Here is a 26505-nt window from a genome sequence, read left to right as displayed (position 1 = left end):
ATTTAACTTTTTTACTATTGATAGCCGGTATTTGATTTGATTATTGAGATTTAGTCCCTATTTATAATAGAGATGAAAAATTAATTTTTATTTTTAGTTATAAATGTGAAATAGCGCATATTTTTTCTAAATAAATGGTTTAAAATATAATCAATGATTTTTTAAAATTGTAATTATTCTAGGAGAAATAAATGAAAGCTGCAGTTATTAAACAAGAATGCGATGGTCAAGTCGAAATTAAAGACATTCCTGTTCGCCCATTAGAGGCTGGAGAAGCTTTAGTTGAGGTTGAGTATTGTGGGCTTTGTCATACTGATCTTCATGTCGCTGCTGGCGATTTCGGTAAAAAACCTGGTCGAGTAATTGGCCATGAAGGTGTGGGTATTGTGACTAAAATTGCACCTGATGTAAAAAGTTTGAAGGTTGGAGATCGTGTTAGTATTGCATGGTTCCATGCAGGTTGTGGTACCTGTGAATATTGTATCTCGGGTAACGAAACATTTTGCCGAAGTGCTTTAAACTCAGGTTATAGTGTCGATGGTGGTATGGCTGAACAATGTATTGTCAAAGCTGATTATGCGGTAAAAGTCCCCGATGGACTTGATCCAGCCCAAGCAACTAGTGTGACTTGTGCTGGGGTGACTACTTATAAAGGCATAAAAGTAGCCGATACTAAACCGGGTCAATGGTTGGCTGTATTTGGTATTGGTGGGCTTGGTACTTTGGCTATCGAATATGGTAAAAATGTTTTCAACAATAAAGTTGTAGCGATTAGTAACAGTGATAGTCAGCTAGAGTTGTGTAAGAAACTTGGCGCTGATTTAGTGGTTAATCCTAAAAAAGTGGCTGATGTTGGTGCTTACATAAAAGAACATACCGATGGTGGTGTGCATGGTGCGGTGGTCACTTCAGTTACTAAAACAGCATTTAATCAGGCTATTGGTTCTGTACGTCCATTAGGTCGAGTTGTTGCATTGGGTCTACCTTCTGAAACAATGGATTTAAGTATTCCTAAGACAGTTCTAGATGGTATTCAAGTGCTCGGCTCATTAGTTGGTACTCGTGAAGATTTAGCGGAAGCATTTCGTTTTAGTGCTGAAGGTAAAGTTGTACCAATTGTAGAAAAACGTCCTCTTGAAGATATTAATGATATGATTGACGAAATGAAAGCAGGTAAAATTCGTGGTCGTATGGTTATTGATATGAAAATGAAGAAAAAATAGTAATTATTGCGTAATTAACTTATTAAAAGTCAGCTTTATGCTGACTTTTTTATTGACAATAACTTCTGATTTGGAAAGCTTTTTTTCTATTAAAATTAATCTTGCTTGTTTTTTATAAATAAAGTCCTATTATAGGCAAATTTTGCTTTATTGATCAGTTTAAGAGGTTATTTATGTCTGAACACAATTTAGAGAATAATTTGCGGAAAGATCTTGGTTTAGTTTCTGCATTATCACTCGTTGTTGGAATGGTTTTAGGCGCTGGTGCATTTATGAAACCACCTGCTGTATTAGAAGTCGCTGGCGATTATAATTTTGCTTTATTAGCGTGGATTATTGGTGGAGTTTTTTCAATTTGTGGTGGTTTAACGTTATGTGAACTAGGGGTTATGTTCCCGAAAACTGGGGGCATGCTGGTTTATTTAGAAAAAATTTATGGTGCTAAAGTTTCTCATTTATATGGTTGGATGATCACTGTACTTTTTGCTCCATCCTTAGTTGGGGCTTTGGTTGGTTATTTTAGTTCTGTATTTTGTTTATTATTTGGGATCAATGATGCCTATCGTATGGCGGTAAGCGCTGGTGTTTTGGGGCTTATTGCATGCATTAATTCAATTGGTGTAAAACAGGCTGGCTATCTACAAACGATTGCTACCTTTTGTAAGCTTGTTCCAATTTTGTTGTTAGCCATATTTGGATTATGGAAAGGTAATGGTCAAGTTGCATTATTTAGTGCTAGTGGACAAGGTATTGAAACTTACGCACCATTTGCAGTGGCAATATTGGCAACATTATTTGCTTATGATGGATGGGCACAGGTTGCATCTGTTGCTGGTGAAATTCGTAATCCATCAAAAGTATTACCTAAAGCAATTATTCTCGGCATAATATTTTTAGTGATTGTTTATGCTTGTATCAATATTGCGTTATTTAAGATATTTCCGGTACAAGAAATGGTTACGCTTGGTCATGACGCTTCAGCAGTTGCTTCACAACGTATGTTTGGACATTTAGGCGGTAATTTAGTTGCTGTTGGTATAATGGTTTCAATTCTTGGCGGTATTAATGGTTATATCATGACTTTATCTCGAACTATTTTTAGTATGGGAGAGCGAGGAACCATCATTGGAGCAAAATTTTTAAGTACTATTGATGACGATAGCCGTTCACCAGTGAATGCAATTATTATATTGGTTGTTTTTTCATTCCTTTATTCAACCCTGCTTGATGCTGATCGTTTATCTGAAATCTCGATGTTTTCTATTTGGGTTTTTTATCTATTAACATTTATTGGGGTAATTATCGCGAGGAAAAAATTTGCTGATATCCCAAGACCTTATAAAGTCATTGGTTACCCAGTTATTCCTCTTATCGCTATTTTAGGCGCTGGCTATGTTATATATGGTATGTTAATTCACCAAACAGTAAATGGGATTGCTTCAATTGTGTTAACTTTAATTGGTTTGCCTCTTTATTACTATTTTGATAATAAAAATAAACATATTGAACTTTCACTTGGTGAAGTAAAGAAATACCAATTTAAAACTAAGTATATGATTGCAATCTCATCTATAGTGGTTATTGTATTCTTAACATTATACGGTTACTTCGTCATCAACTAATTTTATATATTTAATAATCGTTATAAAAAACAATCTAAATCGTTTTTTATAACGATTAAACTAACTGAATAACTAAATTTTGTTCTTTTATTTTTTTTGTTACATTTTCAGGTAAAGCATTGTCGGTGATAATAACATCAAAAATATTTAATGGTAACACCGAAAAAGTTGCAATCTTCCCATATTTTGATGAATCGCTGACTAAAATCCGAGTACCGCTAGAATTGGCAATTACTTTTTTTACAACAATTTTATTTTCATCAGGTGTACTAAGACCTTGTAAACTCCATGAGGATGTAGATATAAAAGCCACATCAACGTAAACTTCAGATAACATGCGAGCAGCAAAATCCCCGACGCTAGAATAATTTTCACGACAAACTATACCACCTGTATGAATTATTTTGCAGCAACCATATTCAATTAAGAAATTAGCTATTACAAAGTCATTAGTAAATACAATTATATCGGAGCGATGAATAATTTGTTTCGCAATAGCTAATGTGGTTGTACCTGCATCTAAATAAATCGTTGAATTTTTAGCAATATATTGAGTTGCACATAAGCTTATCTTATTTTTTTGCTCTTCAAACATTTGTGACTTTTTGATGTGAGAAGGTTCGAAGGGTAACTTTTCAAGCGATTGGATTCCACCAGAAACAGATATAATTATACCTTTTTCTTCAAGTTTTTGGATATCTCGTCGAATAGTCATGTGTGAAACATTTAGTTTTTCAACTAGAAAATTTATGCTAATTACCCCTTTTTTGGCAACAAGATCAATAATTTTTTGTTGTCTTTCTGAAGGAATCATAATTATTTTGCCTTTCCATGAAATTTGATTATCTCAAAGTAATATTGGTATAGATTAACATTGAAAATTATTAATACGATAAACAATATAGTTATTTGTCTGCTACAAATTGGTAATGTTTATTAAGAATTATCAAAAATATACTGACTTTATTTTTTCTATTATTTTAACGTCACATTCCTAAATAATCATCATTTTTAATATTTTTGTTGTTTTTGTTAATTTATGTGAAATAGATCACACAAAGAAAATATATTGCATTGTATTTAACAAAAAATAACATATCATAACTTTAATTAACACTAATCATCAGTAAAAGGAATCATATATGAATAGTTCGATGTCAGTTTGTGTAATTGGGTTAGGTTCTATGGGAATGGGAGTAGCGACATCCTGCATAAAGGCTGGTTTTAAAACATATGGTGTAGATTTGAACCCAGATGCGCTTAAAGTTCTTAATGATGCCGGCGCTGTTAAGGCAGAAAAATCAGCAATTAGTTTTGCTAAAGAACTTGATGTGGTTATTTTGCTTGTTGTTAATGCTGAGCAAGTAAAACAAGTTTTATTTGGTGCTGATGGATTAGCACAACATTTAAAAGCTAATACCATTGTTATGGTGTCTTCAACAATTTCTGCAAAAGATGCAAAAGAAATCGATGAGAATCTTGCACAATATCAATTAATTATGCTTGATGCACCAGTATCTGGCGGTGCAGTTAAAGCAGCTAATGGAGAAATAACTATCATGGCTTCTGGTGCAAAAAGTACATTTAATCGTATTAAACCGGTACATGATGCTATTGCTGCGCATGTCTATAATATAGGTACAGAAATTGGATTAGGTTCAACTGTTAAAATTATTCATCAACTTTTAGCTGGTGTCCATATAGCAGCAGGAGCCGAAGCTATGGCGTTAGCTGCTCGTGCAAATATTCCTTTGGGAATTATGTATGAAGTTGTTACTAATGCTGCAGGTAATTCATGGATGTTTGAAAACCGTATGCAGCATGTTGTTGAAGGTGATTATACCCCAAAGTCAGCTGTTGATATTTTTGTTAAAGATCTTGGACTTGTTAATGATACCGCAAAAGCACTTAAATTCCCTTTACCATTAGCTAGCACAGCTCTGAACATGTTTACTCAAGCAAGTAATGCAGGGCATGGAAAAGAAGATGATAGTGCGGTTATTAAAGTATTTTCTGGAATTACTCTACCAGGTAAAGGAGTTTAATATGCAATTAGGTGTTATTGCAGATGATTTCACTGGTGCGACTGATATTGCTAGTTTTTTAGTAAATAATGGTATGTCGACTATTCAATTAACCAGTATTCCTAAACAACCTATTAATATAGATTGTAATATCCAAGCAGTTGTTATAAGCCTTAAATCACGTTCTTGTGCGGTAAATATTGCAGTAAAAGAATCTGTTGAAGCGTTGAGATGGTTAAAAGAACAAGGATGTTCTCAGTTTTATTTTAAATACTGTTCGACGTTTGATAGTACAGACAAAGGTAATATTGGCCCTGTTATTGATGCTTTGCTTGATGAATTAGAGGAATCATTTACTGTTATTTCCCCCTCACTGCCAATTAATGGGCGAACAGTATATCAAGGATATCTGTTTGTAATGGATAAACTTCTTTCAGATTCAGGAATGAAAAATCATCCCATTAATCCAATGACAGAGAGTAGTTTAATTAAATTAATTGAGAGGCAAGCTTCAGGAAAATGCGGTTTAATTCCTTATTGTGAAATGGAAAAAGGTGAAATATCAATTAGACAACAATTAACAAGATTGAAACAAGAAAATTATCGATATGTTGTATTAGATACATTAACTGATGAACACCTTGTTTCGCAAGGTAAAGCAGTTAAGGATTTAAAACTTGTTACAGGGGGATCTGGTTTAGCGATAGGTGTTGCTAAAAACTTCGCAAAAAGTGACGTTAATTCAAAACAAGCACAAATCTTAGGAAAACCACAAGGTCATAATAAGACGGTATTGTTATCTGGTTCATGTTCATTAATGACCAACAAACAAGTGGAATTTTATAAAACTGTTGCGCCAACTTACACATTAAATATTGAGAAATGTATCAATGAACCTGAAGATTATTGTCAAGTTGTGATTGATTGGACAAATAATCATCAACAACAAAAATATGCACCTTTAGTTTCTGCCACAACGGATATTGAGCAATTAAATGTTATTCAGCAAACATGGGGTGTCGAAAAGTCAAGTCAAGCGGTTGAATATTTTTTCAAACAGCTAGTCATCGCTTTAGAAAAGCAAGGATATGATAAGTATATTGTAGCGGGAGGTGAAACTTCAGGAGTAGTAGTACAAGCATTAAATGTTCATGGTTTTTATATTGGACCAACGATCGCACCAGGGGTTCCATGGATTAGATCTATAAATAAGTCTATTTCATTGGCATTAAAATCGGGTAATTTTGGTGATGAATCTTTTTTTGTTACAGCTCAAGGAGATTTCTAAATGGCAGATCAACAAGCTAGACAAAATTTGATTGAAATTGCTTCTTCATTGTATCAAAGAGGATATGCAACTGGTTCTGCTGGTAATATATCATTACTGCTTGAGGATAATACGATTTTAGCTACACCAACCGGCGCATGTTTGGGACGCTTGCAGCCTAAAGAGTTATCTAAACTAACTTTATATGGTGAACATATTGGTGGTAATAAACCTTCAAAAGAGGTTAAATTTCACTTGGGACTTTATCACAACAACCCTTCGTGTAAAGCGGTTGTACATTTGCATAGCTTATATTTAACCGCACTATCTTGTTTAAGTGATCTAAATTATCAAAATGCAATTAAACCATTTACCCCTTATGTAGTCATGCGAATGGGAGATGTGCCGGTTATTCCATATTACAAACCAGGTGATATTCAAATAGCAACGGAATTATCGAAATTAGCAGCTAATCATCAAGCATTTTTATTAGCTAACCATGGTGCGGTAACAATTGGTAACAGTATACAAGATGCGACAAATAATTATGAAGAATTAGAGGAAACGGCGAAATTAATTTTTATTCTTAAAGACCGAAAAATTAAATATTTAACTGAAGATGAAATTAAAGAATTGAGGAAATAATTATGCCAACTACAAGATGTAAATTTGCAGCAAATCTCACTATGATGTTTAAAGAATTACCTTTCCTAGCACGTTTTAATGCAGCAGCTAAAGCTGGTTTTAAAGCCGTCGAATTCTTATCCCCTTATGAATACAGCAAAGAAGAGTTATTACATCAGTTACAAAAAAATAATTTAAAATTAGTTTTATTCAATAGTGCTATGGGGGATGTGACCAATGGTGAATGGGGATTGAATGGTATTCCTGGTCGTGAAAAGGAAGCTAGAGAAAATATCAATTTAGCACTAGATTATGCTATTACATTGCAATGTCAGACTGTTCATCTTATGGCTGCAGTTGTTCCACCAGGAGAGGACCGCGCTTTATATCAGCAAACTTTTATTGATAATATTCGTTATGCAGCGGATCTTTATAAAAAACATAATGTTTCAATAGTGTTAGAGGCATTAAGTCCTATTGTAAAGCCTAATTATTTATTCTCAAGTCAATTCCAAACTGATGAACTAGTTAAACTTATCAATCGCCCAAATGTATTTATTCAGTTTGATGTTTTCCATGCACAAAATGTCGATGGTAATCTAACACGATTATTTGAACAACTCAAAGATAAAATTAGACATATACAAATTGCATCAGTTCCTGATAGGCATGAACCCGATCAAGGTGAAATTGATTATGCGTATATATTTAACCTTTTAGAAAAATACCATTATTCGTACTGGATAGGTTGTGAATATAACCCAAGGTCTAATACTCAAGATGGGCTAAGTTGGTTACAAAAATATAAGCATTGATGTTTATAAATTTATTTAAATGAGGGCCGGATTTCTCAAGCTAATTTAGTTCTGATAGGAGTAAAAAATGTCCATATCCTTATTACTCACCATTGCGGTGATCGGTATTCTATTGCTGTTAGTTTTGATTATAAAATTTAAAGTTCAACCTTTTATCGCATTGTTATTAGTCAGTTTATTTGTTGCACTAGCAACAGATATTCCCGTAGATAAAATTTGGTCAATAATGACCGCAGGCATGGGGGGATTATTAGGACATGTGGCACTAATTATTGGACTTGGTGCTATGTTAGGAAAATTGATTGAATATTCTGGTGGTACTTATTCTTTAGCACAGTATTTTACCAATAAATTGGGAAAGAAAAGAACCATTGTGGCTTTAAGTATTGCTGCTTTCTTTCTTGGTATTCCTGTATTTTTTGAGGTTGGATTTATTGTAATAATTCCTATTATTTATGGTTTTGCAAAAATTAATAATTTATCACCGGTAAAATTTGGTTTACCCGTATCTGGTGCTATGTTAACAGTTCATGTTGTGCTTTCACCGCATCCAGGACCGGTTGCTGCAATCGGTAATCTTAACGCTGATATAGGTTTGCAGACAATGATTGCGTTAATTATTTCAATTATTGTTGCTTGCCTTGGAGTTTATTATTCAAAATATCTTAACAGAAAAGAATATAAGATTGATGATGAAATTCGAAATGAAATGATGAATACAAAGCAGGTGGATAATACTAAATCAGCTCCTCATGCTTATACTATAGTTGCATTGATAGTAACACCAATTTTACTCATCATGGTAGGAACCATGGGGAGTTACTTAGTTGATAATGTTGTATTGAGGAATTATCTTAGTCTTATTGGCGCACCTGGTATTGCCTTATTATTTGCTATTTTCTTAGCATGTTTTTTTATAGGACGTCAACAAAAATGGTCTATTAAACAATGTAGTGATCTTATGGAACACTCTTTACCAAGTATTGCAACTATTATTTTTGTAATCGGCGGTGGTGGAATTTTTGGTAAAGTATTGATTGAATCCGGTATTGGTAAATCTTTAGCGGATGCCTTGTATATGATTCATTTACCGCTGATTCCAGCTGCATTTCTTATTTCATTAGCATTGAGAGCATCACAAGGTTCAGCAACCGTTGCTATTATTACAACTAGTAGTTTATTGGCAGAATCAACTGCTGGATTAAATCAAATTCAAATTGTATTGATAACTATATCAACTTGTTTTGGTGGGTTAGGGTTATCCCATGTTAATGATGCAGGTTTTTGGGTTGTGACAAAATATCTTGGCCTTTCTGTATCAGATGGTCTTAAGACATGGACAATATTAACCACTTTATTGGGGGTAACAGGCTTTATTTGTACATGGTTGCTTTGGTTTATAGTTTAATAAATTTAGATGAATCGTTAACAATAAATAGAATTAACTCTCTCTATTTTAATAAAACCGACAGAGGTCGGTTTTTTTATAACCAAATAATTAAACCTAATAAGCAATCAAACCATAAATATTTTGATCGTGAAAAGTTCCATTAATATATTCAGCTTGTTTTAGGGTGCCTTCGTAACTAAAACCACAACGTTTGGCTATAGCATTACTTTTCTCGTTATTAACTGCGCATTTAATGACAAATCGTCTAATTATTTTTTGCATAGTGTAATGCTTTATTAATGCATTGATTGCGACGGTCATAATTCCATTGCCCTGTTTTGAGCTATCTAGCCAATAACCGATATAAGCTGTTTTATTATTTTTATCAATCTGATTAAAAGATAGTAATCCAATAGCTTGACTTTTTAATAAAATGACATAGGTTTTGCTTTCATTCTGTTGATGTTTTAACCAACAAGAATCTAAAAACAGCGCTGTATCCGTTTGGTTTTTCACAAATTTAGGCCATGCCATAAATTGACTAAAGTACTCTCTATTGTTAGTGATAATATTATAAATATCTGATGCATATTGATTATTTGCTGGTGCTAAACAAAGATGTTTATCAACATCAATCATATCTTTTTGATTATTTGTCATTATTAACTTTTTTAAAATACCGAACGAAGTTATTTAAACATTTTAAACAAATTATGTTGTCATGTATATTAAATAAACTATGTTGTCGAAAGTTGATAGGATAAGTTGTAGTACGATGAAGTGGTATAAAATTGCCAGACTAGCAAGTCTGGCATCATATTATTACTTAATGAAAAGGTAAAAGTCTATTTTTCATTGTTACTTTTTTTAGGTTTTGTTAATGTATTATGTACAACTAACAAAGCAAAAATAGCGACAAAGATTCCCATAATAATATCTTTATTGAACCAATTTGCCATATTGCCCAGAATAATTCCTACACCACAAAAGTCTACATCAGAGAAAGTTGTGTTAGAAAAACCAAGTGACCCTAAAACTGGTAATAAAAGTACTGGTAAGAATGTAACTAATAAGCCATTGGCAAATGCACCAAGCATTGCTCCTCGACGGCCACCCATAGCATTACCAAACACCCCTGCAGTTGCACCACAGAAGAAATGAGGGACAACACCAGGTAAAATAAGCACAGCATTTAGTTGTCCTAATACAAATAATCCAACTAATCCACCAAGAAAACTAAATAAAAAGCCAATTAATACTGCATTTGGTGCATAAGGGAAAACAACCGGACAGTCTAAAGCTGGTTTTGCATTTGGCACTAATTTTTCTGAGAAGCCAGTAAATGCCGGAACAATTTCGGCTAAAATCAGTCTAACTCCTTGAAGGATAATGAATACACCTGCTGCAAATGTGATGGCTTCAATAATGGCATAAACTAAATAATTATCCCCCTTACTTAAGTTTTCTTGAATATAATCAGGGCCAGCAAATATCGCTAAAATTAAATAGATAATCATCATTGTTAATGAAATAGAGATTGAACTATCACGTAAAAAACTTAAGTTTTTCGGTAAATTCATTTCTTCAGTAGAACGAGAGCCTTTACCAAAAGCTGAACCAAGCCAACCCGCTAATACATAACCTAAGGTACCGAAATGACCGAATGCAACATCATCATTGCCAGTTATTTTTCGCATTTGTGGTTGGGCTAAAGCTGGGAAGAATGCCATGATCAAGCCGAGAACTAATGAACCAGTAAATACTAATTGCCAACCTTCAAATCCAGCAACGGTCAAAATAATACTGATCATACATGCCATATAAAAAGTATGATGGCCTGTTAGAAAAATATATTTTAAACATGTGAACCTAGCAACCATAATATTGGCCACCATGCCGAATGCCATAATTAATGCTGTTGCCGTACCATATTCATTTAAAGCCATTGAAACGATAGCTTCATTATTAGGGATGATACCTTGAAGTTTAAACGCTTCTTCAAACATTAATCCTAATGGAGTAATTGCGCTGATTAAAACTGTTGCACCACCACCTAATACTAAAAATCCTAAAATTGTTTTAACCGTTCCTTTAACTGTATCCGCAAATGATTTTCGTTGCGCTAATAGCCCAACCATGGCAATTAGACCAACGAGTATTGCTGGTACTTTTAAAATATCAACAACGAATTTAATTACTTCTTGAATCATAGCAATACCTCATAATTAGGCTTTATTAAAGTGCTCAACGAGTTTCTGTTCTAAATCGTTGATATCAATAATATTATTTAAAACCACTAATTTATCTTGTGGAATGCCAGAGCTTGCAGCTAGATCTTTAGTCATCACAAAAAGATCCGCTTGTTCTGGTGTGGCGGAGGCGAGATCTGCATGTGTTACTTCTGCATCAATGTTTAATTTTTTGAGTACTTTTTTGATATTCATTTCAACCATGAAGCTACTACCAAGCCCAGAACCACAAACTGCCATAATTTTCATATTATTTATCCTTCTATTAATTGATTTGAATTTAATAACGATCAATTACTGTTAAAATTTCATCGCTATTTTTAGCATTAAAAATTGAATTAACATCATCTGATTCAGCGAATAATGATGCTAACTGAGTTAACATTTCGATGTGACTAGTGCTATCACTAGCGGCCAGCAAAGTAATTAAATAAACAGGGTCATTTTCTTCTGAATTAAAATTAACGCCATTTTTAACTAATAGCATTGATAAACCTAAATTATTTACCCCTTGTTCGGGTCTGGCATGAGGCATTGCAATTCCCGGTGCTAATACATAGTAAGGACCAATAGATTCATGCAATTGAAAGATAGCATCAATATAGTTTGGTGTTATTGATTTGTTCTCTAATAATGGAGCAGCACAAAGCTTAATTGCTTCTTTCCAATCTTTCACCGAATCAACAATCTTTACAGTTTGACCCGTTAGCCATTGATTTAACATTTTACCTCCGAAAAACTGATTTATTATTTGTTAATATTACGATAATAGAAAATTAACACATTGGCTAACAATAATAATTTAAAAAGAACAAAAATGTGATAGCGCTATCATTTTTTCGTGAATAATTTTTCTATTTTGTGATTTAGATAGCATTTTTAATATATATTTGAAAAAAAATGGTCATAGCATAATATTATAATAATCTCATTATTTTGATTAAACATTTAAATTAATTAATTAACATATTGTAATTGTTAATGTTTTTAGGGTTTGGAGTATACATTTAACTACTGGTTAGCTCTAGTTGAGATCGAATATGCAAGATACCAAAAAACGCAGAAGTACAGGTCAAACTACTTTATTTGATGTCGCTAAATATGCTGGTGTTGGTACGATGACTGTTTCACGAGCATTGCGAACGCCAGATAAGGTATCGGATAAACTGCGCCAAAAAATCCAATTAGCTGTTGAGACATTAGGCTATAAACCTAATATTGCAGCTAGCTTGCTAGCATCCGCTTCTGCCAATAAAGTTATTGCTGTTATTACTACAAAAATTTATGAAGATTCAACCCGCATAGCCCTTAATTCACTGCAAGCATATTTACTTAAAGAAGGTTATACCACAGTTATATTTGAATCTTATTATTTTTATAAACGAGAATCACAACTATTAGATACTCTCTATAGTAATAATCTTGAAGCGATATTACTTTTTTATATTGAAAATGATGATTTTATTGAAAAAATATTAAACAATAAAACAATTCCTACTTTCAATATTGGTAAGCAGTATGATGAATTGGCTAATATACATATAGAAGTAGATGATAGTTTGGCAATGAGTATGTTGACGGAACAGGTAATAAAAAAAGGCTATCGCAATATTGGTTTACTTTGTGCTAACCACCAATGCCATGTTTTTCAACAGCGGTTACATGGTTGGCATAAAGCTATGTTAAACAATCACTTGCCAACCCATAGAATAATTAATCCTGCTAAACCAGCTAATTTTAGTACTGGTAGTGAATTACTGCCAGATATTTTATTGAATTGGCCTGAATTAGATGCGTTAGTTTGTACTACTGATGAGCTGGCATGTGGTGTGCTTTATGAATGTCAAAGACGGCATATTCGAGTTCCTTATCAATTAGCTGTTTGTGGATTTGGTAATAGTGAATTTAGTCAGGTAAGTATTCCAACACTCACTACTGTTTCTTTACCTTCAAAGAAAAAAGGGGAATATATTGGTAATTTATTATTGAATGAATTAACAGATAAAAGTGGTCATTCAAATTTTGAAATCGCAACTCTAACACCAACAATTTGCTTAAGAGATAGTTTGTAATTTAACCAGAAAGTTAATTGTTTCAAGAAATACTTTAAGTTTGAATTAATCTAATAGCTACGAGAATAAAAAAGAACGACGAGAGCGAGGATTGACTCGAATTTAATGCTCACCCTACGGGTAGTTGCTAAAGCAACACAGTCTCGAGCTACTTGGCTTGAACCTTTTATCGGTTCGAATCAAATGTATAGTAGTAATAACAAAAAAGCCTACTCAAATGAGCAGGCTTTTTTATTAAATTGGTCGGCGAGAGAGGATTCGAACCTCCGACCCACTGGTCCCAAACCAGTTGCGCTACCAAGCTGCGCTACTCGCCGTTAGGAAGCGCATAATACTGCGCTAACTATAATGTGTCAATAGTTGATATATAAAATTTATCAACTTTGTTTGGTTTGGTTACCTAATGGTGCAGGTGTTTTACCAATTCGTTGATAGAATTCAGTAACAAACGCTTCATATCGTTTATTTGCTACTGCTTCGCGTATTTCAGCCATTAAACGTTGATAATAACGTAAATTGTGAATAGTATTTAAGCGAGCACCCAATATTTCACCGCATTTATCTAAATGATGAAGATAAGATTTAGTGTAGTTTTTACAGGTATAACAATCACAATGCGGATCTAATGGTGTCGTATCGTCTTTATATTTGGCATTACGAATTTTTATAACCCCATTGGTAACAAATAAATGACCATTACGAGCGTTTCGAGTTGGCATAACGCAGTCGAACATATCGATACCGCGACGCACGCCTTCAACTAAATCTTCTGGTTTTCCTACTCCCATTAAATAACGTGGTTTATCGGCAGGTAATTGTGGACAGGTTCCTTCAAGTATGCGGTGCATATCTTCTTTTGGTTCACCAACAGCAAGTCCACCAACAGCGTAACCATCAAAACCAATTTCGGTTAATCCTTTAATTGAAATATCACGTAATTCTTGATGTATACCACCTTGTACAATACCAAATAATGCATTTTTGTTATTTAGTTCATCAAAACGTTGTCGGCTACGTTTTGCCCAACGTAAGGACATCTCCATTGATTTTTTGACATAGTCCCATTCAGCAGGAAAGGGAGCACATTCATCAAAAATCATTACAATATCCGAACCAAGATCATATTGGATTTCCATTGAGATTTCAGGCGATAAGAAAATGGAATCCCCATTAATTGGATTACGAAAATAAACACCTTCTTCTTTTATTTTACGAATATCACCAAGACTAAAAACTTGAAATCCACCTGAATCGGTTAAGATTGGTCCTGACCACTGCATGAAATCATGAAGATCTCCGTGTTTGCGCATAATTTCCTGTCCAGGTCTTAACCATAGATGGAAAGTATTACCTAATAAGATTTGTGCTCCTGTTGCTTTTACTTCTTCGGGTGTCATACCTTTTACTGTACCATAGGTACCAACCGGCATAAAAGCAGGAGTCTCAACGGTATATTCCACTCCTCGACGATCAAACTTCATACGGCCACGACGAGCTAAGCCGTCAGTATTGTCTAACTCAAATTTCATTTTTATATTAACCTCTTGCGACCAAATAAACAGTTTGGCGCCAATTATTGCTATAATACATACTTGTATCATTAAGTAGTGTTGCTTAGTTTATCGTGCTAAGCTTAAATAGACAATATTTGTAAGGATTTTCGAACCATTGAAATCTATTATTTTATTTATCGCATGTGTTGTAATGCTAATGTTGGTTGGATGTCAGAACCAAACTAGAATAACACCCACGATAGTCTCATCTGAAGGAATTAAAACCTTATCGGAACATGATATATTGGCAATTAGTCAACAAGCTTGTATTGAAAATGACAATAGAGCGATTATTCCTCCTAATTATCATCATCTTAATAGTCGATTATCTAAAATAGCCCAAAGTTTACCGCAAAAAATAAATAATATTGAGTTAAACTATAAGGTTTATATTGATACTGAACCGAATGCTTGGTCAACCGCGAATGGTTGTATTCGAGTCAATAGTGGTTTAATGAAATTACTTGAAGATAATGAGTTACAAGCAGTACTGGCGCATGAACAGGCTCATATAGTCCTAAAACATGGAATAAATTTGTTTCGACAAGCTCCTTATATTGAAATTACAGATAAAGCCCATGAGCTTGTGATTATTGTAAAAGAAGCAACCTCACACCAATATGAGGTTGAAGCGGATAGTTATGCTTTTGACTTATTAGTAGGGGAAAATATAGATCCAATTGGTTTGCTCAATATGTTAACAAAAATGCCAATTCATTCTGAAAATCAACCAACCTCGCATCCATCAAGAATAAAACGAATATCCCATATTGTTGATAGATTGAATCGTCACTAACTATTTTTAATTTATTGAATATAAATGCTTTACTTTAGCTATAAATCATTTGTTATTAGTAATTAGCATTGCATCACCATAGCTAAAGAATTGATATTTTTCTTTTACGGCATACTGATAAGCATTCATAGTGTTCTCATAGCCAGCAAATGCTGAAACCAGCATAATCAATGTTGATTCAGGTAAATGAAAGTTAGTGATCAGAGAATCAATGACTTTAAATTGATAGCCCGGGTAAATAAATATTCGGGTATCGGCAAAAAAAGGTGCAATAGTTCCAGTTAGTTGTGCTGCACTTTCTAATGCTCTGACTGATGTTGTTCCTACAGCAATAACTTTATTTCCGCGAGCTTTACAGTCTAAAACTGCTTTTACAACTGATTCGGGGACTTCTGCATATTCGGCATGCATAATATGAGTTTCAATATTTTCAACTCTTACAGGCTGAAATGTACCAGCGCCAACATGTAAGGTAACAAATTCCATCTCAACACCTTTTTGTTTAAGTTTGTCTAATAAAGGTTTATCAAAATGAAGACCAGCCGTTGGGGCTGCGACAGCGCCGGGAACTTTGCTATAAACGGTTTGGTATACTTCACGATCTTGAGCATCATCAGGGCGATCTATATAAGGTGGTAATGGAATATGGCCGATTTCATTTAAAATGCTAAGCACATCGTTAGGAAATTGTAGCTCAAATAATGCATCATGACGTGCAACCATGGTAACTTGGATATTATCATTTTCACCTAAAATGAGTTCTGCTCCTATTTTAGGTGATTTTGAGGCTTTAATATGTGCAAGTGCTCGATTTCCCTCTAACAATCGTTCAATCAATACCTCAATTTTTCCACCTGATGCTTTTTTTCCATATAACCGTGCAGGAATTACTTTAGTATTATTGAAAATGAGTAAATCACCAGCATTAATACAATCAATAATATCCGTAAATACTTTATCTTCAATTTTACCTGAATGGCCATCAAGAGCTAATAATCGACAAGAACTTCTTGTTTCTGAAGGGTATTTTGCAATCAGTTCTTTAGGAAGAGTAAAATCGAAATCAGACAGTTGCATAATTATGTTCCTCAAAAAAAGAGGCACTAGTCTAAATGGCTAATTATTACGAAGCAAGTAATTATTTGTTGATTATTATTAAAGTTGCGTTAAAATTTCACACATCTAACATGAATGTTAGAAGAAAGAAAAGTCTGTTAATATAAGGAAAATGATATGAAAAAACATCAAAAAACATTGCTTGTTGCACTACCTTTAGTTGCAGCTATGTCTTTAGCCGGCTGTAAAAATATGAGTGCTAGTGATTTAACTAGTCTTGGTATGAAAGGTTTACAAGCAGCAACACTCAGTGATAATGATGTGAAAGCATTAAGCCAAAAATCTTGTGCTCAAATGGATGCTCAGTCAAAAATTGCTCCAGCTAAAAGTGCATATACTAAACGCTTAAATAAAATTGCTAAAGCTCTTGGTAATAATATCAATGGAACTCCAGTTAACTATAAAGTGTATATCACTAAAGATGTTAACGCTTGGGCAATGGCTAATGGCTGTGTTCGTGTTTACAGTGGTTTAATGGATATGATGACTGATAATGAAATTCAAGGCGTTTTAGGTCATGAATTAGGTCACGTTGCTTTAGGTCATAGTAAAAAAGCAATCCAAGTTGCTTATGCAACAGAAATTGCTCGTGATGCAGCGGCAGCATCAGGTAACAAAACAGTTGCTTCATTATCTAAATCTTCTTTAGGTGCTTTAGCTGAAGCTGTTATCAATGCTCAATTCTCTCAATCACAAGAACAAGACGCTGATAATTTCTCTTTTGATTATTTAGTTAAGAAAAAAATCAATCCAGCAGGTCTTGCAACTGCATTTGATAAATTAGGTGGTGGTGATGCATCAATTTTAAGTAGCCATCCATCTTCAGCAAAACGTGCTGAAAATATTCGTAATAAATTAGCTGAATTAAAAAGATAATTCATTTAAATAATTTATTAGAAAAAAGCGCCTTTTTGGCGCTTTTTTATTAGTTACTGTTAATCAATTATTAATTGATAATCATAATTAATGAGTTTAAGTAGAGATTAAGCAAATTAATTTAAATAATTTATTGAAATATTAAAATAGATTATTTTAATGTTTGAATATCCCTCTATTATAATTAGAGGGATATATAGAAATTAAATTATACTTGTTTATAGTTAGATAAAAAGTGTGCAAATCGAGCTATAGCATCTTGTAGTTCACCTGTATGAGGTAAAGCAACAATCCTAACATGATCTGGTTTATGCCAATTAAATCCACTTCCTTGTACTAACAGTACTTTTTCTTGTAACAAAAAGTCTAAAACTAATTTTTGATCGTTATGAATATTAAATTTTTTCTGATCCAGTTTTGGAAATAGATATAAAGCACCTTGTGGTTTAGTACAAGAAACGCCAGGAATATCATTTAATAAACGCCATGCCAACATACATTGATCATAGAGTCGACCGCCAGGCACAATAAATTCGTTAATACTTTGATAACCACCCAATGCGCCTTGAATTGCGTGTTGCAGTGGTACATTGGCACATAAACGCATTGAAGCTAACATATTTAGACCTTCAATATAACCTTTAACATGATGTTTTGGTCCACATAGTGCCATCCAACCTTGTCTAAAACCAGCAACTCGATAAGTTTTTGATAAACCGCTCATGGTAATAACAAATAGATCTGGAGCTAAAGCCGCAATCGAATGATGTACAGCATCATCATATAAAATTTTATCGTAAATTTCGTCAGCAAAAATAATTAAATTATTTTGACGTGCGATTTCGGCTATTTCGAGTAAAACTTCTTTACTATAAACCGCTCCAGTCGGATTATTTGGATTAATAATCACAATCCCTTTGGTTTTAGGGGTAATTTTTTGTTTGATATCTTGTAAATCAGGTGACCAATTAGCTTCTTCATCACAAACATAGTGAACTGCATTGCCACCAGATAAACTAACAGCAGCTGTCCAAAGTGGATAATCAGGCATTGGTACTAATATTTCATCACCACTATTAAGTAATGCTTGCATGGATTGAACGATTAACTCTGAAACACCATTACCAATATAGATATCTTCTACATCTAAATTAGTAATTCCTCTGGATTGATAGTGCTGCATAATCGCTTTACGAGCAGAATAAAGACCTTTTGAGTCACAATACCCTTGTGATGTAGGTAGATTACGAATGACATCAACTAATAATTCATCAGGTGCGTTAAAACCGAAAGGGGCTGGATTTCCAATATTGAGTTTAAGAATAGTTTGACCCTCTTCTTCCAGCCTTTTGGCATGCTCAAGAATTGGCCCACGAATGTCATAACAAACATGGTCCAATTTATTGGATTTTTGAAAATTTATCATAATAATGCCCTTTCATTTTATCTTATTGCTTTTTATTTTGCGTAAAAAAACAATCTACTCCTATTTAGATAATTTTTGAAGGTGTTATTATAAACAACTCAATAAATATTTTTTAAGTGTATAAAATTTGTGCGGAGAGTGTGATGAAAACAATTTTAACGGTAATTGGTAAGGACCAAACAGGAATTATTGCAGGGATAAGCCAAAAGTTATATGAATTAAATATTAATATATTAGATGTTAGCCAAACTATTATGGATGAGTATTTTACCATGATTATGTTATTAGATTTATCTAACATTAACGTCACTTTTGATGAAGTTAAAAATACTTTAGTACATACCGGTGAGCAGTTAAAAGTTAAAGTGAATATACAACGAGAAGAAATTTTTGATGCAATGCATCGTTTATAAGCTCAATTTCATATTTTTACGAAAGGATAGAACTAATGGAAACAAAACAGATCCTCGAAACAATTAAAATGATAGAGGAAGAAAAACTTGATATCCGCACAATAACCATGGGTATATCTCTTCTTGATTGTATTGATAGTGATGGTGCAAAAGCGCGTCAAAAAATCTACGATAAAATTACGCGATTAGCGAAAGATTTAGTTAAAGTTGGTGATCAAATTACTTCTGAATTTGGTATCCCTATTATTAATAAGCGTATTTCAGTTACTCCTATATCATTGATTGCAGGCGCAAGTGACGATAAAGACTATATTGCCTTTGCTAAAACACTCGATGAAGCAGCCAAAGCGGTTGGTGTTAATTTTATAGGCGGATTTTCTGCATTAGTGCAGAAAGGTTACCATAAAGGCGATGAAATTCTTATTAAATCAATTCCACAAGCATTAGCACAAACCGAACGAGTTTGTTCTTCAGTTAATGTCGGTTCTACTCAAACTGGTATTAATATGGATGCAGTAAAGCAAATGGGGCAAATTATTAAAGAAGCGGCCGCATTAACCGCCGATAATAGTAGTATGGCTTGTGCAAAATTAGTGGTATTTGCTAATGCAGTTGAAGATAATCCATTTATGGCTGGTGCTTTTCATGGTGTTGGTGAAGCTGACTGTGTGATTAATGTCGGTGTGAGTGGGCCGGGTGTAGTTAAGAGAGCATTGGAAAAAGTTAAAGGTCAGCCTTTTGATGTTGTTGCTGAAACAATTAAAAAAACTGCCTTTAAAATAACTCGTATGGGGCAACTGGTAGGTAAAGAAGCGTCAGAACGTTTAGGCGTTAAATTTGGGATTGTTGATTTATCTTTAGCACCAACTCCAGCTATCGGTGACTCAGTAGCACATATTTTAGAAGAAATGGGACTAGAAGTTGTTGGAACACATGGAACTACCGCTGCACTAGCGATGCTTAATGATGCCGTGAAAAAAGGTGGCGTAATGGCTTGTGGACATGTAGGTGGATTAAGTGGTGCATTTATTCCTGTATCAGAAGATGCGGGTATGATTGATGCAGTAAACAATGGGGCTCTAAATCTTGAAAAATTAGAAGCCATGACCTGTGTTTGCTCTGTAGGGCTTGATATGATTGCTATTCCTGGCGATACGCCAGCTGAAACTATTTCAGCAATTATTGCTGATGAAGCAGCAATTGGAGTAATTAATCATAAAACTACGGCGGTCAGAATTATCCCAGCTGTAGGTTTGAAAGTAGGCGATAATATTGAATTTGGTGGTTTACTTGGCCATGCTCCTGTAATGCCAGTAAATAAATTTAGTTCATGCGATTTTATTAGTCGTGGTGGGCGTATTCCTGCTCCAATTCACTCCTTTAAAAATTAATTTATTGTGACTCTGTCGATAATATTTATTTATGGCAGAGTCATAAATTATTTCTCATTATAAAGCATATCGATGACATAGATTCATTGTTTAGTATGCCTATTCTAAATTGTTCATATATGCAATATTATTTACTAATCAGTATCAATAATTCTAAACAAATTTAATGTTTCACTCTTGAAAAGGTATAATAGGAATAATATTAATGAATAAGTTATCAATAAAAGAGAAGAGATATTCTCATCTAAAAAGGTTTGAGGAGTATATGGTGTTTAAACATAAACACTATCAATAAATAATGATGAAAACAGAACTTTATTTTCAACGCTTTAGTGGTATCGCTAGACTTTATGGTGAGCAGGCATTACAACGTTTCTCTCAAGCTCATGTCTGTGTCATCGGTATTGGTGGTGTGGGGTCGTGGGTCGCTGAATCGCTTGCTCGAAGTGGCGTTGGACAAATTACTTTGATAGATATGGATGATGTCTGTATTACCAATACTAATCGTCAAATTCACGCTTTAAAATCTAATATAGGTAAAGCAAAAACTTCGGTTATGGCAGATCGAATTTTACAGATTAATCCTGAATGTGTTGTTAATGATATAGATGATTTTATTAATGCCGATAACGTTAATGATTATTTGGGTTCTAAACAACATCCTCGTTATGACTATATTATTGACGCAATTGACAGCGTCAAAGATAAAGCTGCTGTTTTGGCTTATTGTAAGCGACAAAAATTAAAGGTCATTACAATCGGGGGAGCGGGGGGACAAAAAGATCCTACGCAAATTAAAATCGCTGACTTAGCGAAAACAATTCAAGATCCTTTAGCGGCTAAATTGCGCGAGCGATTAAAAAATGATTATAAACTTAATAAAGATAGTAAAGGTAAATTTGCTATTCCATGTGTGTTTTCTACTGAACAATTGACTTATCCTGCATCTAATGGCCAAACTTGCTTAATGAAAAGCCAAGCGAAAGGTGCAAAAAAAATGGATTGTGAATCAGGTTTTGGGGCAATCACTACTGTTACGGCAACATTTGGTTTTGTGGCGGTTAGTTATGTATTAAATAAGTTGAGCATTGTATAATTTTTATCATTTATTTACGTTAAAAATATATTTTTTACCTTATCGTAAATTGTTCATTTTTTGAAATGCTCTGATAATAAAGTAATAAAATTTTAAATTTTAGTCAGCAAAAAACAATAAAATTATTTGCTCTTTTAAATAACATTCATTTTTTGTAAATATCTTATTGTGTAAAGTAAAAAACTGATTTACGATATCCGACAATTTCGTTTTGCTATTATAAATATGCTTTAAATATGTTCAAGGAAGACGCCAAACGATCCAAGTTTATTTTTTAATTTTCAAGGAGAAATCTATGGCAGTAACCAATATGAATGAGTTAAATGAGTTAATGACTCGAGTTAAAAAAGCTCAGGAAACTTATTCTACTTATACTCAAGAGCAAGTTGATAAAATCTTCGTGGCAGCAGCAACAGCCGCAGCCGCAGCTCGAATCCCTCTTGCACAGCAAGCTGTTGCTGAATCAGGAATGGGGATTGTAGAAGATAAAGTTATTAAAAACTTATTTGCTGCAGAGTATATTCTTAATAAATATCGCAATGACAAAACTTGTGGTGTTGTTGCTGAAAATGAGTCTTATGGTACCATTACAATAGCGGAGCCATTAGGGATTATTTGTGGAATCGTGCCGACTACAAACCCGACTTCAACCGCAATTTTTAAATCATTAATCAGTTTAAAAACTCGTAATGCTATTGTCTTTTCCCCACATCCACGTGCTAAAAAATCAACTATTGAAGCTGCCCGTATTGTGTTAGATGCGGCAATTAAAGCTGGTGCGCCAAAAGATATTATTGGTTGGATTGATGAACCATCTATCGAATTATCAAACGCTTTAATGCATCATGATGATGTTGCTGCAATCTTAGCAACTGGTGGACCAGGTATGGTTAAAGCCGCTTATAGTTCTGGTAAACCAGCATTAGGTGTTGGTGCAGGTAATACCCCTGTAATTATCGATGAAACTGCTGATTTAAAACGTGCTGTTGCATCAGTACTTATGTCTAAAACTTTTGATAATGGTATGATCTGTGCTTCTGAGCAAGCTATTGTTGTCGTTGATTCAGTTTATGATGAAGTACGTGATTTATTGACTCAATATGGCGCTTATGTTTTAAATGCTAAAGAAACAAAAGCTGTTCAAGGTATCATCTTAAATGATAAAGGCGCTTTAAATGCTAATATCGTAGGCCAACCAGCAACTAAGATTGCAGAAATGGCTGGTATTAAAGTTCCTGCAGGTTCTAAAGTACTTGTTGGTGAAGTAAGTAAAGTAGATTTATCTGAACCATTTGCTCACGAAAAACTTTCACCAACATTAGCTATGTTTAAAGCTAAAGATTTTAATGAAGCGGTAGATAAAGCTGAAAAACTTGTTGAAATGGGTGGTATGGGACATACTTCAGTACTTTATACTGATCAAGATAGTAATCGTGATCGTGTTGCTTATTTTGGCAGTAAAATGAAAACATGTCGTATTTTAATCAACCAACCAGCTGCTCACGGTGGTATCGGTGATTTGTATAACTTTGATTTAGCTCCATCTTTAACATTAGGATGTGGTTCTTGGGGTGGTAACTCGGTCTCAGAAAATGTCGGTCCGAAACACTTAATCAACAAGAAAACAATCGCTAAGAGAGCAGAAAACATGTTATGGCACAAATTACCAAGTTCTATCTATTTTAAACGTGGCTCGCTTCCAGTTGCTTTAAATGAAGTGATTGAGCAAGGTGCCAAACGAGTATTTTTAGTAACCGATAAATTCTTATTTAATAATGGTTACTCAAAACAAATTACTGATCAACTTGAAGCACAAGGTGTGATTTGTGAAACCTTCTTTGATGTTGAAGCTGACCCAACATTAAGTGTCGTCCGTAAAGGTACTGATTCAATGACAGCATTCCAACCGGATACTGTTATAGCTTTAGGTGGTGGTTCACCAATGGATGCGGCGAAAATTATGTGGGTTCTTTATGAACATCCAGAAACTAAATTTGACGAATTAGCATTGCGTTTCATGGATATTCGTAAACGTACTTGTCATTTCCCTAACATGGGTAAAAAAGCAAAACTAATTTGCGTGACAACCACATCTGGTACTGGGTCTGAAGTGACACCGTTTGCGGTAGTTACTGATGATGCAACTGGCCAAAAATATCCATTAGCTGATTACGCAATTACACCAAACATGGCAATTGTCGATGCTAACTTAGTTATGAATATGCCAAAATCACTTTGTGCTGCTGGTGGTTATGATGCGGTAACTCATGCTTTAGAAGCTTATGTGTCAATTATGGCAAGCGAGTTTTCTGATGGTCAAGCATTACAAGCATTAAGCTTATTAAAAGCTTACTTGCCAACAAGTTACAAAGAAGGAGCAAAAAATCCTATCGCTCGTGAAAAAGTGCATAATGCTGCAACTTTAGCCGGTGTTGCGTTTGCTCAATCATTCTTAGGTGTTTGCCACTCAATTGCCCATAAAATTGGTGCGGCATTCCACATTCCTCATGGTGTAGCGAATGCGATGCTAATTAGTAATGTTGTTCGCTTTAATGCAACGGATAAACCGACTAAACAAGGTACATTTAGCCAATATGGTTATCCTCAAGCTGTAAGACGTTATGCAGAGATTGCAGAACATCTTGGCTTAACTGTAGCAACAGATAAAGACGAGAAGAAAGTTGAGAAATTAATTGGCTGGTTAGATCAATTAAGAAAAGATCTAGATATTCCTTTCTCTATCAAAGAGTTTGGTGTAGATGAGAAAACTTTCTTAGCTCAAGTTGATCAACTTGCAGTTGATGCATTTGATGACCAATGTACTGGTGCTAACCCTCGTTATCCTTTAATTGCAGAATTAAAACAAATTCTACTTGATACTTACTATGGTCGTGCGTATCAAGATAAAGGTGACATTAGTGAAGATGTAGCTGTTAACACTGCAGCTAAAGGTGTAGCTGCAACTACAACTAAGAAAAAAGCACCTAAAAAGAAATAATTTAAAAGATTATTCTTGATTAGCAAAAGCCTGAGATAATTTATATCTCGGGCTTTTTTATTTTTTAATTTTGCGAAACAAATAAATTCTACTTTAAATTTACTATAGTCATATGTATCAAGATAAGAGTGATATTAGCGAAAATGCATCTATTTACATCATAGCTAAAGATGTCTTCAATCATAATTAAGAAAAAAAAGTCTAAAAAGAAATAATTTGAAAGATTATTCTTGATTAGCAAAAGCCTGTGATAGTTTATATCTTAGTTTTTTATTCTTTAATTTTATTATATGAACAAATTTTACTCGAAATTCGCTATGGTATTACCTCAATATTAGGGTGATATTCATAGAAATATTGTTACTCATACCGCTTTTAAAGCGGGTTCAGCTACTAAAACCACGAAAAAGGCGTAAAAAAGGAAATAATTTAACATGTTATTTTTGATTAAAAAAAATCCTGAAATAGTTTACATATCAATCTTTTTTGGTTTTTTTGATTTTTTTTTAATCAAACAATAAAAAAAATGTTTTTTTTGCTTGCAAGCTTAAATGTTCTAGTACATAATGCGCAGCACTTAGGCCGGCTTAGCTCAGTAGGTAGAGCAACTGACTTGTAATCAGTAGGTCGCCAGTTCGATTCCGGCAGCCGGCACCATTTTCCTAAGTAAACAGTTTATAATGATTCGGGGTGGGGTTCCCGAGCGGCCAAAGGGAGCAGACTGTAAATCTGCCGTGTCACACTTCGAAGGTTCGAATCCTTCCCCCACCACCATTATCTAACATTAGCAATTGCTAATTGAAGCATTTAGGTAGCCGAGTTTGAACATGCGGGCATCGTATAATGGCTATTACCTCAGCCTTCCAAGCTGATGATGCGGGTTCGATTCCCGCTGCCCGCTCCAATTGCTGATATAGCTCAGTTGGTAGAGCGCACCCTTGGTAAGGGTGAGGTCGGCAGTTCAAATCTGCCTATCAGCACCATTCTTGTTAATTTCCTAAACCTTCTAAAAAAATTAGATTTAACTGCTTTAGAGCTTGTCACTTGACGGCTTTATCTGGTATCATTCAGAGCTAATTTTAAGTTAGTATTATGTTAAAATTAAATATGATACTTGGTTAATGTGGTGAATCACCACCGATTTGTATTACATTGAGGGACGATAAATGTCTAAAGAAAAATTTGAACGTACAAAACCCCACGTTAACGTTGGTACAATCGGCCACGTTGACCATGGTAAAACAACTTTAACTGCAGCGATCACATCAGTATTATCTAAAAAATACGGTGGTCAGGCTCGTGCATTCGATCAAATCGATAACGCACCAGAAGAAAAAGCACGTGGTATCACCATCAATACTTCACACGTTGAATACGATACACCAACTCGTCACTATGCACACGTAGACTGCCCAGGCCATGCCGACTATGTTAAAAACATGATCACTGGTGCGGCACAAATGGACGGAGCTATCTTAGTAGTAGCAGCAACTGATGGTCCAATGCCACAAACTCGTGAGCACATTCTTTTAGGTCGTCAAGTAGGTGTACCTT

The 26505-nt window shown here is 34.2% G+C and carries 23 protein-coding genes and 5 tRNA genes; 19 read left to right on the top strand and 9 right to left on the bottom strand.

Annotation, left to right across the window (positions count from 1 at the left end):
- The first annotated feature begins 191 nt into the window (after positions 1–191).
- Together adhP and H3S74_RS11315 are read left to right on the top strand one after the other, a co-directional pair.
- Positions 192–1223, top strand: coding sequence for an alcohol dehydrogenase AdhP (gene adhP, locus H3S74_RS11320; protein WP_198201427.1), 1032 nt, complete (start codon positions 192–194; stop codon positions 1221–1223).
- 173 nt (positions 1224–1396) lie between these two features.
- A complete protein-coding gene (locus H3S74_RS11315; RefSeq protein ID WP_198247901.1) occupies positions 1397–2845 on the top strand; it encodes an APC family permease in 1449 nt (482 codons plus the stop codon).
- 55 nt (positions 2846–2900) lie between these two features.
- On the opposite strand, the gene H3S74_RS11310 is transcribed toward H3S74_RS11315, so the two are convergent.
- Positions 2901–3659, bottom strand: a complete 759-nt coding sequence (locus H3S74_RS11310) for a DeoR/GlpR family DNA-binding transcription regulator (protein WP_198201425.1) — start codon at positions 3657–3659, stop codon at positions 2901–2903.
- A 328-nt stretch (positions 3660–3987) separates the two neighbouring features.
- Here H3S74_RS11310 and ltnD point away from each other — a divergent pair, with 328 nt between their 5' ends.
- The 5 genes from ltnD to H3S74_RS11285 all read left to right on the top strand — a co-directional run bounded on the left by ltnD (position 3988) and on the right by H3S74_RS11285 (position 8983).
- Positions 3988–4890, top strand: a complete 903-nt coding sequence (gene ltnD / locus H3S74_RS11305) for an L-threonate dehydrogenase (RefSeq protein ID WP_198201424.1) — start codon at positions 3988–3990, stop codon at positions 4888–4890.
- A 1-nt stretch (position 4891) separates the two neighbouring features.
- Positions 4892–6157, top strand: coding sequence for a 3-oxo-tetronate kinase (otnK, locus tag H3S74_RS11300; protein ID WP_198247900.1), 1266 nt, complete (start codon positions 4892–4894; stop codon positions 6155–6157).
- Positions 6158–6781, top strand: a complete 624-nt coding sequence (locus H3S74_RS11295; RefSeq protein WP_198247899.1) for an aldolase — start codon at positions 6158–6160, stop codon at positions 6779–6781.
- A gap of 2 nt (positions 6782–6783) precedes the next feature.
- Complete coding sequence (gene otnI, locus H3S74_RS11290; RefSeq protein WP_198247898.1) at positions 6784–7575, top strand: 2-oxo-tetronate isomerase; 792 nt, start codon at positions 6784–6786, stop codon at positions 7573–7575.
- A gap of 67 nt (positions 7576–7642) precedes the next feature.
- Complete coding sequence (locus H3S74_RS11285) at positions 7643–8983, top strand: GntP family transporter (RefSeq protein ID WP_198247897.1); 1341 nt, start codon at positions 7643–7645, stop codon at positions 8981–8983.
- A gap of 96 nt (positions 8984–9079) precedes the next feature.
- Here H3S74_RS11285 and rimL read toward each other — a convergent pair whose 3' ends face one another.
- From rimL to H3S74_RS11265, 4 genes are all read right to left on the bottom strand, one after another.
- Positions 9080–9625 carry a 50S ribosomal protein L7/L12-serine acetyltransferase gene (gene rimL, locus H3S74_RS11280; RefSeq protein WP_198247896.1) on the bottom strand — a complete coding sequence of 182 codons (546 nt, stop codon included), beginning with the start codon at positions 9623–9625 and terminating at the stop codon, positions 9080–9082.
- Between the two features lie 185 nt (positions 9626–9810).
- Complete coding sequence (locus tag H3S74_RS11275) at positions 9811–11175, bottom strand: PTS ascorbate transporter subunit IIC (protein WP_110448701.1); 1365 nt, start codon at positions 11173–11175, stop codon at positions 9811–9813.
- A 15-nt stretch (positions 11176–11190) separates the two neighbouring features.
- Positions 11191–11463: a PTS sugar transporter subunit IIB gene (locus H3S74_RS11270; protein WP_034900870.1), complete on the bottom strand. Its 273-nt coding sequence runs from the start codon at positions 11461–11463 to the stop codon at positions 11191–11193.
- A gap of 31 nt (positions 11464–11494) precedes the next feature.
- Positions 11495–11938: a PTS sugar transporter subunit IIA gene (locus tag H3S74_RS11265; RefSeq protein ID WP_198201418.1), complete on the bottom strand. Its 444-nt coding sequence runs from the start codon at positions 11936–11938 to the stop codon at positions 11495–11497.
- Positions 11939–12254: 316 nt separating this feature from the next.
- On the opposite strand from H3S74_RS11265, the gene H3S74_RS11260 reads away from it, so the two are divergent.
- The gene (locus H3S74_RS11260; protein WP_198247895.1) at positions 12255–13286 is read left to right on the top strand and encodes a LacI family DNA-binding transcriptional regulator; all 1032 of its coding nucleotides are present in this window, start codon (positions 12255–12257) and stop codon (positions 13284–13286) included.
- Positions 13287–13526: 240 nt separating this feature from the next.
- Here the strand turns inward: H3S74_RS11260 and H3S74_RS11255 are convergent.
- Both H3S74_RS11255 and tgt read right to left on the bottom strand, forming a co-directional pair.
- Positions 13527–13603: transfer RNA gene (locus H3S74_RS11255), tRNA-Pro, on the bottom strand.
- 60 nt (positions 13604–13663) lie between these two features.
- Positions 13664–14815 (bottom strand): tRNA guanosine(34) transglycosylase Tgt, encoded by a 1152-nt coding sequence (gene tgt, locus H3S74_RS11250; RefSeq protein ID WP_110448704.1) that lies wholly within the window; start codon positions 14813–14815, stop codon positions 13664–13666.
- A 139-nt stretch (positions 14816–14954) separates the two neighbouring features.
- Between tgt and H3S74_RS11245 the strand changes: the two genes are divergently transcribed.
- Entirely contained in the window at positions 14955–15635 is a 681-nt protein-coding gene (locus tag H3S74_RS11245; protein WP_198247894.1) for a M48 family metalloprotease, read from the top strand.
- A gap of 45 nt (positions 15636–15680) precedes the next feature.
- Here the strand turns inward: H3S74_RS11245 and queA are convergent, their stop codons facing one another.
- Positions 15681–16712, bottom strand: a complete 1032-nt coding sequence (gene queA, locus H3S74_RS11240; RefSeq protein ID WP_110448706.1) for a tRNA preQ1(34) S-adenosylmethionine ribosyltransferase-isomerase QueA — start codon at positions 16710–16712, stop codon at positions 15681–15683.
- Between the two features lie 156 nt (positions 16713–16868).
- Here queA and H3S74_RS11235 point away from each other — a divergent pair, with 156 nt between their 5' ends.
- Positions 16869–17627, top strand: coding sequence for a M48 family metallopeptidase (locus H3S74_RS11235; protein WP_110448707.1), 759 nt, complete (start codon positions 16869–16871; stop codon positions 17625–17627).
- Positions 17628–17835: 208 nt separating this feature from the next.
- On the opposite strand, the gene H3S74_RS11230 is transcribed toward H3S74_RS11235, so the two are convergent.
- Entirely contained in the window at positions 17836–19053 is a 1218-nt protein-coding gene (locus tag H3S74_RS11230; RefSeq protein WP_110448708.1) for a pyridoxal phosphate-dependent aminotransferase, read from the bottom strand.
- 143 nt (positions 19054–19196) lie between these two features.
- Here H3S74_RS11230 and H3S74_RS11225 point away from each other — a divergent pair, with 143 nt between their 5' ends.
- The 9 genes from H3S74_RS11225 to H3S74_RS11185 all read left to right on the top strand — a co-directional run.
- Positions 19197–19466 carry an ACT domain-containing protein gene (locus tag H3S74_RS11225; RefSeq protein ID WP_110448709.1) on the top strand — a complete coding sequence of 90 codons (270 nt, stop codon included), beginning with the start codon at positions 19197–19199 and terminating at the stop codon, positions 19464–19466.
- A gap of 35 nt (positions 19467–19501) precedes the next feature.
- Entirely contained in the window at positions 19502–20857 is a 1356-nt protein-coding gene (locus H3S74_RS11220; RefSeq protein ID WP_198247893.1) for a PFL family protein, read from the top strand.
- Positions 20858–21158: 301 nt separating this feature from the next.
- Complete coding sequence (gene tcdA / locus H3S74_RS11215) at positions 21159–21953, top strand: tRNA cyclic N6-threonylcarbamoyladenosine(37) synthase TcdA (protein ID WP_370547631.1); 795 nt, start codon at positions 21159–21161, stop codon at positions 21951–21953.
- Between the two features lie 295 nt (positions 21954–22248).
- Complete coding sequence (gene adhE, locus H3S74_RS11210) at positions 22249–24951, top strand: bifunctional acetaldehyde-CoA/alcohol dehydrogenase (protein WP_110448712.1); 2703 nt, start codon at positions 22249–22251, stop codon at positions 24949–24951.
- 581 nt (positions 24952–25532) lie between these two features.
- Positions 25533–25608 (top strand) — tRNA-Thr (locus H3S74_RS11205).
- A 32-nt stretch (positions 25609–25640) separates the two neighbouring features.
- Positions 25641–25725 (top strand) — tRNA-Tyr (locus tag H3S74_RS11200).
- A gap of 55 nt (positions 25726–25780) precedes the next feature.
- Positions 25781–25855 (top strand) — tRNA-Gly (locus tag H3S74_RS11195).
- A 3-nt stretch (positions 25856–25858) separates the two neighbouring features.
- Positions 25859–25934: transfer RNA gene (locus tag H3S74_RS11190), tRNA-Thr, on the top strand.
- Positions 25935–26117: 183 nt separating this feature from the next.
- Positions 26118–26505, top strand: a 388-nt coding sequence (locus H3S74_RS11185) for a GTP-binding protein (RefSeq protein WP_198247891.1), incomplete at its 3' end; no start/stop codon positions are given.

It is taken from the genome of Gilliamella sp. W8126, assembly GCF_016102185.1.
In the GTDB taxonomy this organism is placed as follows: domain Bacteria; phylum Pseudomonadota; class Gammaproteobacteria; order Enterobacterales; family Orbaceae; genus Gilliamella; species Gilliamella apis_A.
Note: the sequence above shows the minus strand (reverse complement) of the source record. Positions and strands in the feature narration are given on the sequence as shown.

Excerpts from the sequence above, each read along its gene's own strand:
- adhP (WP_198201427.1), top strand. The coding sequence starts at position 192 with ATGAAAGCTGCAGTTATTAAACAAGAATGCGATGGTCAAGTCGAAATT.
- H3S74_RS11315 (WP_198247901.1), top strand. The coding sequence starts at position 1,397 with ATGTCTGAACACAATTTAGAGAATAATTTGCGGAAAGATCTTGGTTTA.
- H3S74_RS11310 (WP_198201425.1), bottom strand. The coding sequence starts at position 3,659 with ATGATTCCTTCAGAAAGACAACAAAAAATTATTGATCTTGTTGCCAAA.
- ltnD (WP_198201424.1), top strand. The coding sequence starts at position 3,988 with ATGAATAGTTCGATGTCAGTTTGTGTAATTGGGTTAGGTTCTATGGGA.
- otnK (WP_198247900.1), top strand. The coding sequence starts at position 4,892 with ATGCAATTAGGTGTTATTGCAGATGATTTCACTGGTGCGACTGATATT.
- H3S74_RS11295 (WP_198247899.1), top strand. The coding sequence starts at position 6,158 with ATGGCAGATCAACAAGCTAGACAAAATTTGATTGAAATTGCTTCTTCA.
- otnI (WP_198247898.1), top strand. The coding sequence starts at position 6,784 with ATGCCAACTACAAGATGTAAATTTGCAGCAAATCTCACTATGATGTTT.
- H3S74_RS11285 (WP_198247897.1), top strand. The coding sequence starts at position 7,643 with ATGTCCATATCCTTATTACTCACCATTGCGGTGATCGGTATTCTATTG.
- rimL (WP_198247896.1), bottom strand. The coding sequence starts at position 9,625 with ATGACAAATAATCAAAAAGATATGATTGATGTTGATAAACATCTTTGT.
- H3S74_RS11275 (WP_110448701.1), bottom strand. The coding sequence starts at position 11,175 with ATGATTCAAGAAGTAATTAAATTCGTTGTTGATATTTTAAAAGTACCA.
- H3S74_RS11270 (WP_034900870.1), bottom strand. The coding sequence starts at position 11,463 with ATGAAAATTATGGCAGTTTGTGGTTCTGGGCTTGGTAGTAGCTTCATG.
- H3S74_RS11265 (WP_198201418.1), bottom strand. The coding sequence starts at position 11,938 with ATGTTAAATCAATGGCTAACGGGTCAAACTGTAAAGATTGTTGATTCG.
- H3S74_RS11260 (WP_198247895.1), top strand. The coding sequence starts at position 12,255 with ATGCAAGATACCAAAAAACGCAGAAGTACAGGTCAAACTACTTTATTT.
- tgt (WP_110448704.1), bottom strand. The coding sequence starts at position 14,815 with ATGAAATTTGAGTTAGACAATACTGACGGCTTAGCTCGTCGTGGCCGT.
- queA (WP_110448706.1), bottom strand. The coding sequence starts at position 16,712 with ATGCAACTGTCTGATTTCGATTTTACTCTTCCTAAAGAACTGATTGCA.
- H3S74_RS11235 (WP_110448707.1), top strand. The coding sequence starts at position 16,869 with ATGAAAAAACATCAAAAAACATTGCTTGTTGCACTACCTTTAGTTGCA.
- H3S74_RS11230 (WP_110448708.1), bottom strand. The coding sequence starts at position 19,053 with ATGATAAATTTTCAAAAATCCAATAAATTGGACCATGTTTGTTATGAC.
- H3S74_RS11225 (WP_110448709.1), top strand. The coding sequence starts at position 19,197 with ATGAAAACAATTTTAACGGTAATTGGTAAGGACCAAACAGGAATTATT.
- H3S74_RS11220 (WP_198247893.1), top strand. The coding sequence starts at position 19,502 with ATGGAAACAAAACAGATCCTCGAAACAATTAAAATGATAGAGGAAGAA.
- tcdA (WP_370547631.1), top strand. The coding sequence starts at position 21,159 with ATGAAAACAGAACTTTATTTTCAACGCTTTAGTGGTATCGCTAGACTT.
- adhE (WP_110448712.1), top strand. The coding sequence starts at position 22,249 with ATGGCAGTAACCAATATGAATGAGTTAAATGAGTTAATGACTCGAGTT.